The sequence below is a fragment of the Sulfitobacter sp. TMED3 genome (assembly GCF_002167505.1).
Taxonomy (GTDB): domain Bacteria; phylum Pseudomonadota; class Alphaproteobacteria; order Rhodobacterales; family Rhodobacteraceae; genus Sulfitobacter; species Sulfitobacter pontiacus.
Window position 1 is genome coordinate 1 of sequence record NZ_NHBI01000066.1, and the last position, 10,423, is coordinate 10,423.

The window sequence follows — 10,423 nt, forward strand, 5'->3', positions numbered from 1 at the left end:
AAGAAATACTGGAAGAACATGCCCGAGGCGGCGCATATCCCCCAAATGATCGCCGACGCCCCCGCCCGTGCCCGCGCGATGGCCGAGGCAGCACCGTCCTTTCCGCCGCAGCGATTGGCGCAGGTACAGGCGCAGCTCGCCGCGCATCAATCCGCGTGGGAGGGTCCGAAAGACGCGTTGGCCAAGGATATCGCCGCCTGCACCCGCTGCCCCCTGCATTGCAATGCGACACAGGCCGTACCGGGCGAGGGCCCCATGGATGCCGANCTGATGATNGTNGGCGAACAGCCNGGCGATCAGGAGGATTTAAGCGGGCGGCCCTTTGTCGGGCCNGCGGGGCAGCTCTTTGATCAGATCGCAGGGCGGGCGGGGNTGNNGCGGGACAAGGCGTTTGTGACCAATGCGGTGAAACACTTCAAATTCACCCCGCGNGGNAANCGCCGTCTGCANCAACGGCCCAATGCGTCAGAGATTCAACATTGCCGCTGGTGGCTGGATGCCGAGATCGCACAGGTCAAACCCAAGCTGATTTTGGGCATGGGGGCGACGGCCGCCGAAGGGCTGACCGGACGGCGCGATGCCATCACCGCCCGCCGTGGCACGGTCGAACAAACGCCGTCAGGCACGCCGGTTCTGCTGACGCTGCACCCCTCGTATCTTTTGCGCCTCCCCGATCCTCAGGCCAAAGCCGACGCAACTGCCCAATTTCAAGACGATTTGACCGCCGCCGTACGAATGTTGGCCTGAAAAGGCGAAATCTCTTAGGGGGCAGTTGCAATATGGCTATGGGATGCCATATACCATCCACATGGATGGAGAATCGAGATGAGCAACGTCAGGGAGCTACGGGAAAAGCAACCCGAGAACGAAAAGATCACGATCAACCTCGGCTTTGTCGATCTCGGGCGGATCGACCTGTTGGTGCAGGAGGGGTTCTATTCCAACCGCAGCGATTTTATCCGCACGGCGATCCGCAAGCAGTTGGATCACCAGTCGGAAACGGTGACACGGTCTATCGACCGTCACACAATGGAAATGGGTCTGCGCGATTACTCCGTCGCGGATCTCGAGGCGGTGCAGGCAGCAAATGAAGTGCTGCACATCAAGGTTGTCGGACTGGCCCGTATCGCGCGCGATGTGACGCCAGAGCTGGCCCTTGCGACCATCGGCTCCATCAACGTGCTGGGGGCGCTTCAAGCCAGCACCGAAGTCAAGAAAGCACTCGGCGACCGGATCAGTTAGCTCCGGCATCATCCTAAAAAGGAATGCGACATGACAGATGAATTTAACGCGGCCCTGCGCCGTGCCGGAAAACTTGTGCGCGCGGGTAACCCCAAAGCGGCGACCGAAGCCATCCAGAACGCGCTTGGCNCCGGTGGGCTGGGGAGCATGGCGAAAGGTNGCAAAAGCCCCTTNNGNAAAGCCAAGATCGGCCGCGGCCTGCGCGAGACGCTTTCGGGGCTGGCGCAATCNNCNCTGAACGGCGGTGANAGCATCGAGCCGGACCTGCCCGAGGGTGCCACATTCGGCAGCGGCAGCTTTTCCTGCAGCGCAGGCAGCCGCGACTATCGGCTTTATATNCCCAACCTCAAAGGCTCTGCGCCGACAGGTTTGGTGATGATGCTGCACGGGTGCAAACAATCCCCTGTGGATTTTGCCAAGGGCACGGGCATGAACCAACTGGCAGAGGCGCATGGGTTGATCGTGGTCTATCCGGCGCAATCCCGCATGGCGAATATGCAGAACTGCTGGAAATGGTTTGACCCCGCCGATCAGATGCGCGGCGCTGGTGAACCGGCGATCCTTGCGGGGCTGATGCAACAACTTCAGCGCGACCATGCCATTCCCAAAGGGCGCAGCTTTGTTGCGGGGCTGTCGGCCGGCGCGGCGATGGCTGTGGTGCTGGGACAAACCTATCGGGATGTCTTTGACGCGGTGGGTGCCCATTCCGGTTTGCCCTACCGCGCCGCCCATGACGTGCCATCGGCTTTTGCGGCCATGGGGCAGGGGGCAACAGGCTTTGACACAGGGGAATGTATCCCGACGATCATCTTTCAGGGCGATGCGGATAGCACTGTGAGTGCCGCAAATGCGGATGCGATCGCCAAACAGGCCCCAAAAGGCCCCGAGGTTCTGGACGACGGCAGCACGGGCGGGCGCCGTTTCTCCCGCCGCAGCGTGATGGCACCGAAAGGCCATGTCGTGATGGAACAATGGACCGTCTCGGGCCTCGGTCACGCGTGGTCGGGCGGCAACAGCGCGGGGTCATACACGGACCCCACAGGACCGGATGCCAGCCGCGAAATGCTGCGGTTCTTCCTCGATTTGCCTATTAAAGGCGCATGATATGACACACTCTCTTACCTTTGACGCCATCAGCGAAGCCGCGCCGGGCCCGAAATGGGCAGCCCGATGGGCCCGTTCATGGCCCGCCTACGAGGCATGGTTCACCGCACGCGGCGGCGATAACGGCCCTGACCGCGCAGCCTGCGAGGCGGCGCTAAAGCAATATATGCCCGAGTTAGTGCCTGTTCACGCCAAGCTCGCAGCGCTCGCGGGCGGGTCGGACCGTGCAGCACGCTTCCTGTCCACGTGGTGCCCGCCAAGCTATCTGGGCGGCTGCTCCCTCGCCGTGGCCACGTCGGACGACGACATCCGGCTGGTGCGCAACTACGATCTGTCGCCTGACCTGAACGAAGGCCTACAGCTGCACAGCGCCTGGACCGGCCGGCGCGTGATGGGTATGGTCGAATTCCTTTGGGGTCTGTCCGATGGCATCAATGATGCGGGGCTCAGCATCGCGCTGGCTTATGGCGGGCGGCAGGAAACAGGGCGCGGGTTCGGTATCACCACAATCCTGCGCTACGTTCTGGAAACCTGCGAAACCGTGCCCCAAGCGCTGCGCGTGCTGCAACGCGTGCCGTCGCATATGCCCTATAATGTGGTGGTCGCCGATGCCTCGGGTGCGGGTGCCAGCGTCGAGATGTACGCCGGTGGCGGGGCAAAGGTACAGCCGCGGCTGGTCGCCACAAACCACCAGACCGACGGCAGCACGCCCGACAGAGGCAGCTTTACCCGCACGTTTGAACGGTCAAAACACCTTGTGAGTGTCTTATCCAAAGGGGTCACGCCGTCAGCGCTGGCAGGTCAGTTCACCCAAGCGCCGCTCAAGCAAGACCGCTACGCCGAAGGGTTTGGCACGCTTTTCACCGCCGAATATGAACCCAAACGCCGGAAGATGACGCTGCATTGGGACGATGAGGTCTGGCCTCAATCAATTGACGCGTTCGAGGAAGGCACGCGACAGGTCACCTATGGCAGCACCCCGTCATCGGTGGCCGCAGGGGGTGCCATCGATTGGGTGCAAATCGGTCTGGACTACGCAGCGGGCCGCGGGGTTGATTGGCGTAGGTTTGTTCCCGCCGGGGGCGATGTGGCGTAGGGCGTCGAAGCGGAAGGCCTTGCTATATTACGCGGAACAGACCCTACAACACGCCAACGGCAGCCGCTCCTTCGTCGAAATCGAACTGCCGAGCACAGGCGCTATTCCGGTTTCAGTCCAAGCCCCAAGCGGTTCGCGTGCCATGCAGCTTCCGCCCGTGAGGAGATGCCGAGCTTGCGATAGACGATCTTGATATATCCCGCGACGGTCGTTTCCGCGATGTTCAATGCGGAGGCGACCTCGGCGTTGCGCAGACCTTTGGAGATGAGCGTGAGCACTTCGGTCTCCCTCTCCGTCAGGCGCCCGTCCAGGCTGGCGACTGGCCCAGTGAGGCGGAAGTGTTCCATGATGCGGCGGGCGACAGAGGGGGATATCGCCGGTAACCCCATAGAAAGCTGTGTCAGCTGGCGAGAGAGCACCGCCGCCTCTGTCTCTTTCAGCAGATACCCGTCCGCCCCGGCCGAGAGCGAGGAAACAATGCTCGCGTCGTCGCCCATTACCGTGGTTATGACTTTGATTGCAGAGGGGCTGGCCTTGTTCAGGCCGCGCAGGATTTCGAGACCCGACCCATCAGGCAGGCCCAGATCAATCAGGGCGAGATCTATCTGGCCATCCAGTTTTGACAGCGCCGTCCGTACCGAGTTGGCCGTGCATATTGTGGCCGCCGGATATGCTGATTGTACGATCTCGACCAGCCAACGCAGGGTTTCGACGATATCTTCGACAATCAGGATACGCTTCATTCTGCTGCGGCCTCTTTCTGAGTGCTGAAAAGAGGTAGAAACGCGGTCAAGGTGGTGCCCTTGGCACCGGTGCTGTAGCTGAAGGCACCTTGCAACTGGGTGAAGCGGTTTCTCAGATTTCTGAAACCATTGCCAAGCGACGCAACGCTGCTGTCAAAGCCCGAGCCGTTATCGCTTAGCGTAAGCTGCAACCCATCGCTTTCCAGGGCAATCCGGACCTTCGCCTCTGTCGCGCCCGAGTGGCGTAGGATATTGCTGGTCCCCTCTCGCAGGAAGGCGCGCAGCGCATGCGCCAACCGATGGGAAATACGGCCTTTGGTGATCTCGTCGGCCTGCCACGTGACGGTGATATGGGCGGCCTCGAAATGGGTGATGATTTCGGCACGCAGATCGGCGAGCAGATCACGCAGATCCCAATCTGTCTGATCCGGGTTTGAAATCAACTCTCGTAGATCGGCGAGGGTCTGGCGGATAAGAAGGTCTTTGCGTTCCCGAGGGCCGGTGTGCAGGGCGCTGAGCAGCAGCACACCTATATTGTCATGCATGTCGCGATTGATGCGCAGCCGCTCTGCGCTGACGGCCTGAAGATAGGTCTCGTGCTGGGACAGGCTGGCATCAAGCAACGACAGGATCGCATCGGCACGCGCCAGATCGCGCGACGAGAAAAGACGCGATCCCTGCCCGGCCAGCTCAAGCGACAGTGCGGGCAGATTGCCGATAGATGCGAGCGTCAGGATACGGCCATCGTCTTGCAGTGCGGTGATCGTGGTAGACGCCGGTTGATCCTTGATGCGCAACGGATTGAAAATATCGGACCAGAACTTACGCAGCAGCCTCTGCTTGTCTTCGGGGTCTCTCGCATGGGCGATCTGGGTCACTCTGCGATACAGCTCTTCCGCCGGGATCTCGCGGTTGCGCTTGAGCAGCACCCAGACTTTGTCGCGCAAGGGCAGGTAAACCGTGCAGATCGCCGCGAGGGCGATGCCAAAGGCAGGGGCGCGCCCCAGCGAAAGCCCGTAGATGAGCGCGGCATCAAGCCCCAGAAGCAAAGCCACCCCAAGGCCATAAAACAAGATGCCGTAGGACCAATTCGCCAGATCGAACAGCCGGTAGCGCGTCACCGCCAAGGCAATACCAGCATAGATGATCAGGAAAAACAAAAACGCAGTGCTTTGTTCGATCACCGGGGCCAACCCCATGAGCGTCGGCAGGATGGACGTCAGCACAAAGCCACCCGCACCGACCGCAACCGAAACGCCAAGCCAGCCCAGCATCGCCCGCGCGGCCGGGTCGCGGCGATTGGCGGCGACCTGTGCGGCAATGACCAGCAACAGGGCCACCATGATGATCGCGATGAAATCCGGGGCATTGTTCAGGTTGTCCGGCCAGCCGGGGCCAAGCACCAAGAGGATACAGGCACCGATCAGAAGTGTCGGCAGCCAGAGCACAGGTTTCGGAACAATGCGCCGCGGGTATGAGAGGAACAACGTCACCATACCGATCCCGAACAGCAGCGATCCACCGGAATTTACCCGGCAGGCCACCGAATAGGCCTTCAGACTAAGCGCGAGCTCGCGCGAGCTGTAGATCGCGGCGCTCGACGATGCCAAAGCCAGCCCGATCCCGGAAAGCAGAAACCACCATCCGGCCTGTTCATGAGGGCGTAGGCAGACGACCCAAGTCCCGATAAACATGCCCACGAACGCGACAAAAATTTGCGTCCAGAATTTCATCGGCAGATCCGAAACCGGACGGCTTTCCTGGACCCTTACCGCTACGCTTTCAGGGCCGTCGGCTTGGTCGAACGTCAGGGTGACTGCGCCGCTGCGCAACGCGTCATGCAGGCGATCCTGACGGTCAAAGAAGCGACGCTGGGTCTCTTGATCACCGATCCCGTCGGGCTCTTCTATCAGATCTAGGGGTGTCACCGGGATTGTGGGCTGGTTATCCGCTGAAAGGCCAAGAAGCGCCTTGCCGATCATATCGCGGCTTACGGCGCTGCCCTGCGCGATGTCAGTGACGACAACGCTTTGCCCCACCACGCCAAGCCTGAGCCCGAGCCACGGCTGGGCTGTCGCCACCCATGTCAGGGCAGCGGCGGCGGCCAGATAGAGCCCGACGCAAAGCGCGAAAACGGCTCCGGGGGCGACATGTGGACGTGTCATCTTATGGACCACACAGCGGAATTTATAATTGCAAATTTAATCATTCTATACGGCTCATCTTCTCAAAATACTCTTGTCGGAGGACACCCCCTGAACGGGGGGGAGACGATTTCATGAAGTAGGTATCTAAAAAGTGAAGAAGAATTTTTTAAATCAAGCAAGGGGAATTTCATGAAACACGCACGTCTTAGTATTGTTATTGCAAGCCTTGGGGCAGCAACGGTCTTGTCTGGTTGTAATGGAAGCGGCTCCGCCGGCGGGCTTGTTGGCGGCGGCGCAGGTGGCGGGCAGGATTTTGAAACAGCCTTTAACGCTGTCAGTCAAAAGGCCCCCACTTCGGATATGCCCACGTCGCTGAAAGCCAGCTATGAGGGTCAGATGAAGGTCGGCGTGAACAGTGGATCGGCCCAGATTTTCGGCACCGATATCGATGCGAATAGCGCGGAAATCATTGGCGATCTGGCAGTCGATGTGGATTGGACCGACGGGCAGACCACCAATCCGTTCACCGGAACGGCCTCCAACATCGTCGCGACAGAGGCGGGCACCTCGAACTCCGTCAAACTGGACGGGACGCTGACGGTCGATCAAGGCTTGCCAGCCTCACTCAGCCGTACCACCATTCCGGCGCAGGTCGTCGCGGGCGTCAATATCCCCGAGCAGAACACCGGCGCGATGCTGTTCCATATGTCCGGTCGGCTTAGCAGTGACGAGAACGAAGGGGACGCCACCTTGCAGTTCGGCGGAAACTTCATGGGGCCGGGTGCAGAATCGATGCTTGGACCGGTATCTGGCGGTATCAACGATGTGAACAATCCCTCGCCGCAGATTTTCGACGCGGGCGTCGGTGGTACATTCTACGCCAACAAGAAATAGAAGCGACGGATAAGCGGGTCTCTTGGATGCGGTCAATTACCGGCCGCAAAAACCCGCTTTCCCCGCGGTAGCCGAGGTCTTTGATGCGGCGAATTTTATACAATCTATTTTTAATCTTACTGGCCTCGCCATTAGCGGCCTTTTCCCTTGATGATGCAGAACAAAGCATCCTCAAGGGAAAAGCCGCAGAGGTTATTCCATTGCTCGAGGGGTATTCACCCAAGACCGAGACAGAGACCCTGCGCCGGATGTGGATTCTAGGGGTCGCCTACAACCGTTCCGGAAAGTCACACCAAGCCGTTGCCCCGCTGGCGCGGCTTGTGATCTTGCGGCCAGACGATCCCACGTTCCGGCTTGAGCTGGCGAACGCATTGGTGAAAAGCGACCAGATCGAACGGGCGCGATATCACCTTGAACTGGCCAAGGGCGCGGGTTTGTCGCCCTCTGTCCAGGCAAAAGTGCAGGCGGAGCTTGACCGTTTGGCCAAACCGAAAAAATGGCAGGGCTATTTCCGTTTTGCCATTGTGCCCGAAAGCAATGCCGCCCGCCGGACCTCTGCAGAGACGGTGAACCTCAGCGGCTTTGTGCTGCGGCTGGACCCGAATTCCCGCGCCCAATCCGCCACAGCGTTCGAGATTGGCACGGGCGTCGCGACCGTGCCGCGTCTTACGGACGCCTTACGCGCCAGGTTCGCGCTGGATCTGGATGCCCGGCTTTTCGACGGGCGTGCGCCCGATGAAGTGACCCTTCGGACCAGTGCATCCCTGCTGCATTTCGCCGATGAGGGGCGTCTTGTCTCGGCCGAGATCTATGGATCGCAGCGCTGGATTGATGACGCGGCCTATGCGCATACCTTGGGCCTTGGCCTGTCCTATACGCGCAACCTCGGCACCCGCGCCCGCGCCACGGCGGTGCTTCAGCGCGAACGTATCACCTACGATGGCAGCGGTGTCGACGTGAACCGAACAGCAGGTGCTGCGCAATTCGCTTATGCGGCATCGTCGCAGCTTGTGTTTCGCGTAGGTATGCGCGCGGAAACCCGTGCCAGTTCTTACAGCCCCGTCGCGGGCCATGCGGCGGGCGTCACCATCGGCGGCGATTATTCCTTTGCCGGCGGTCTTCGGGTCGGGCTGGATCTGTCGTTTGATCGGAACGAATTTGACGGCGTGCATCCCATCTTCGGCGTTGCCCGCGTCGACAAGAAATCAAGCGTCATGCTGAACCTGTCCAACCAGAACTGGAGCTACAAGGGATTTACCCAGGTTCTGAGGCTCGGGTTTGAAGAGCAACGCTCCACCATCTCGATCAACAGGTTTCGCAACGCCACTGCCAGCATCGGCCTGACACGATCGTTTTGAAGAACTTCGGCCCTAAGTCGCTGGCCGCTTACATAAGGTTCGGTCGTGCCTTCGAGATATGGCTCGTCACCCGGCAAGCGAACCTGCGGCCGACCCGGAAAACCGGGTTGAACCGTCAGGTTTGCCCGCCGGGTGCCTTAGGGCAAAGCGGCGCGTTATTTGAAGACCGGCTGACGCTTTTGCATCTTGGCGGCGACGACCTCTGCGAATTCCGGAGATTTCAGCTGCTCGGCGAACAGCACCGATTCACGCTCCATCTGGGCGGTCATCTGGTCCTTGCCATGACGGATCAGCGCCTTGGTTTTGATAACCGAGGTCGGTGCCGCCTGCGCCAAACCAGCCGCAAGCGACGCGACTTCGGTGGTAAAACCGGACGAGGGAGCGACACGCGACACCAACCCAAAACGCAGCGCCTCTGCCGCATCAAGAACGCGATTGGCCAGCAGCATATCGTTCGCCACGGCCATGCCGACGGTGGCGGGCAGCAAAAGCGACGAGGCGGCCTCGGGTACCAGTCCCAGTTGGACGAATGGCGTGCTGAATGTGGCCGTGTCGGCGGCGATAATCAGGTCGCAATGCAGTAGCATCGTCACCCCGACACCAATGGCCGGTCCGTTTACAGCGGCAATCAGGGGTTTGGGGCAGGTGGAGATCGCGGTCAGAAACCGGATAACGGGCGGCACACCGTCGCTGCGGGCTCCCTTGGCAAAATCCTGCAAGTCATTCCCGGACGTAAAGTAGTCTTCCGCACCTGTGATTACGAAGGCGCGTACGGCGTCGGATTGGGCATAGTCTTCCAGCGCGTCGGCCATAGCGGCATACATATCCTGCGTAATGGCATTGCGCTTTTCGGGGCGCGCGATGGTCATGGTCGTGACTCGTTGGTCGGTGTGTAGCTTGATGTTTTCGGTCATGTTTGATCCTGTTGATTTGAATGGCGATGGAAATCGGTTGCGGTTCAAGACGCGCCCATGAGCCAATTGCTGAATTCGGCCCATAAAGCGTCGCGGCCTTTGCGCAATGCGCCTTCGTGCCCGATCCGCGTTACACCGACCTGCGATGGTGTGCGGATGATCACCTCGTGCGGGGCGGCTGGATAACACTTTAAAAGGTCGGATGCGGTTGACGGCGTCGCAATCGGGTCATCGGGGAATATCCAAGACCGGATAGGGGCTGTGACCTCGTCGTAGTGATGCGGGGCCAGTTTCGTTGCGAGGTCCGGTTGAAAATAGCTGCGGCGCTGGCTCCACCGGCGCCATGTCTTGAACAGTTTCGGTGGCAGCGCTTCGCCCCGCCAGCCGCCCGCCGGTTTGATATAGCCGTAGCGCAGCAGCAAATAGGGGCCCAACACCCACCAGAAATAAAGCTCGGACGGGATATTGCGCAGGTGGTGGCCGCCGAAATAACCGGTCCCGACAGAAACAAACGCGTGTCTGGTGATCTTGGAGTGGTTCGGCATGAGGCCGACAAAATGCCCGCCGACACTGTGGCACAGATGGGTCAGCGGTAGGCCCGGTGCCGCCTCCTCCAGCGCATTTAGGGCGGCGGGCGCGTCAAGCCGTCCCCAGTCGGGGTAGTCGATACCGGATCTAGCCAGATCCTTGCCCTTCGATCCCCCAATCCCCCGATAGTCATAGGTCAGGACAACGGCACCTTGGCGGGCCAGATACATCGCGAGGCCCGTATAAAACTGACGCGGGAACCCCGTGCCGGCCGAGATCAATACCGCGATTTTGGGCGAGGGTGAGGTATAGATGTCTGCCTCCAGCTCCCATCCATCGGTGGCGGCGAAGCGGATGGTCGTTTGGGTAATGTCTTCAGTCATCGGCTGGCCCTTTC

Annotated in this window: 10 protein-coding genes; 6 read left to right on the forward strand and 4 right to left on the reverse strand. The window is 60.3% G+C overall.

Annotated features, from left to right (window positions below; translation table 11 throughout):
• The 4 genes from CBB63_RS15295 to CBB63_RS15310 form a co-directional block, all read left to right on the forward strand.
• Positions 1-747 (forward strand): UdgX family uracil-DNA binding protein (locus CBB63_RS15295; RefSeq protein ID WP_286699755.1); only part of this gene is annotated, 747 nt, incomplete at its 5' end.
• 78 nt (positions 748-825) lie between these two features.
• Positions 826-1,242 (forward strand): ribbon-helix-helix domain-containing protein, encoded by a 417-nt coding sequence (locus CBB63_RS15300; protein WP_114865470.1) that lies wholly within the window; start codon positions 826-828, stop codon positions 1,240-1,242.
• Between the two features lie 30 nt (positions 1,243-1,272).
• Complete coding sequence (locus CBB63_RS15305) at positions 1,273-2,346, forward strand: extracellular catalytic domain type 1 short-chain-length polyhydroxyalkanoate depolymerase (protein ID WP_286699756.1); 1,074 nt, start codon at positions 1,273-1,275, stop codon at positions 2,344-2,346.
• A gap of 1 nt (position 2,347) precedes the next feature.
• Positions 2,348-3,442 (forward strand): C45 family autoproteolytic acyltransferase/hydrolase, encoded by a 1,095-nt coding sequence (locus CBB63_RS15310; protein WP_286699757.1) that lies wholly within the window; start codon positions 2,348-2,350, stop codon positions 3,440-3,442.
• A gap of 101 nt (positions 3,443-3,543) precedes the next feature.
• Here CBB63_RS15310 and CBB63_RS15315 read toward each other — a convergent pair whose 3' ends face one another.
• The gene (locus CBB63_RS15315; protein ID WP_114865473.1) at positions 3,544-4,185 is read right to left on the reverse strand and encodes a response regulator transcription factor; all 642 of its coding nucleotides are present in this window, start codon (positions 4,183-4,185) and stop codon (positions 3,544-3,546) included.
• A complete protein-coding gene (locus CBB63_RS15320) occupies positions 4,182-6,350 on the reverse strand; it encodes a sensor histidine kinase (protein ID WP_286699758.1) in 2,169 nt (722 codons plus the stop codon). The genes CBB63_RS15315 and CBB63_RS15320 overlap by 4 nt, the downstream gene beginning before the upstream one ends.
• Positions 6,351-6,521: 171 nt before the next feature.
• Between CBB63_RS15320 and CBB63_RS15325 the strand changes: the two genes are divergently transcribed.
• A complete protein-coding gene (locus CBB63_RS15325) occupies positions 6,522-7,226 on the forward strand; it encodes a hypothetical protein (protein WP_114865474.1) in 705 nt (234 codons plus the stop codon).
• Positions 7,227-7,309: 83 nt separating this feature from the next.
• Positions 7,310-8,584, forward strand: coding sequence for a surface lipoprotein assembly modifier (locus CBB63_RS15330; RefSeq protein ID WP_254693876.1), 1,275 nt, complete (start codon positions 7,310-7,312; stop codon positions 8,582-8,584).
• Positions 8,585-8,739: 155 nt separating this feature from the next.
• Here CBB63_RS15330 and CBB63_RS15335 read toward each other — a convergent pair whose 3' ends face one another.
• Positions 8,740-9,498, reverse strand: coding sequence for an enoyl-CoA hydratase (locus tag CBB63_RS15335; protein WP_114865475.1), 759 nt, complete (start codon positions 9,496-9,498; stop codon positions 8,740-8,742).
• Between the two features lie 44 nt (positions 9,499-9,542).
• The coding region (locus CBB63_RS15340) for an alpha/beta hydrolase family protein (protein ID WP_353744279.1) at positions 9,543-10,423 on the reverse strand (881 nt) is incomplete at its 5' end.

Coding starts and splice junctions, on each gene's coding strand:
- CBB63_RS15330 (WP_254693876.1), top strand. CDS start 7,310: ATGCGGCGAATTTTATACAATCTATTTTTAATCTTACTGGCCTCGCCA.
- CBB63_RS15300 (WP_114865470.1), top strand. CDS start 826: ATGAGCAACGTCAGGGAGCTACGGGAAAAGCAACCCGAGAACGAAAAG.
- CBB63_RS15335 (WP_114865475.1), bottom strand. CDS start 9,498: ATGACCGAAAACATCAAGCTACACACCGACCAACGAGTCACGACCATG.
- CBB63_RS15310 (WP_286699757.1), top strand. CDS start 2,348: ATGACACACTCTCTTACCTTTGACGCCATCAGCGAAGCCGCGCCGGGC.
- CBB63_RS15315 (WP_114865473.1), bottom strand. CDS start 4,185: ATGAAGCGTATCCTGATTGTCGAAGATATCGTCGAAACCCTGCGTTGG.
- CBB63_RS15325 (WP_114865474.1), top strand. CDS start 6,522: ATGAAACACGCACGTCTTAGTATTGTTATTGCAAGCCTTGGGGCAGCA.
- CBB63_RS15320 (WP_286699758.1), bottom strand. CDS start 6,350: ATGACACGTCCACATGTCGCCCCCGGAGCCGTTTTCGCGCTTTGCGTC.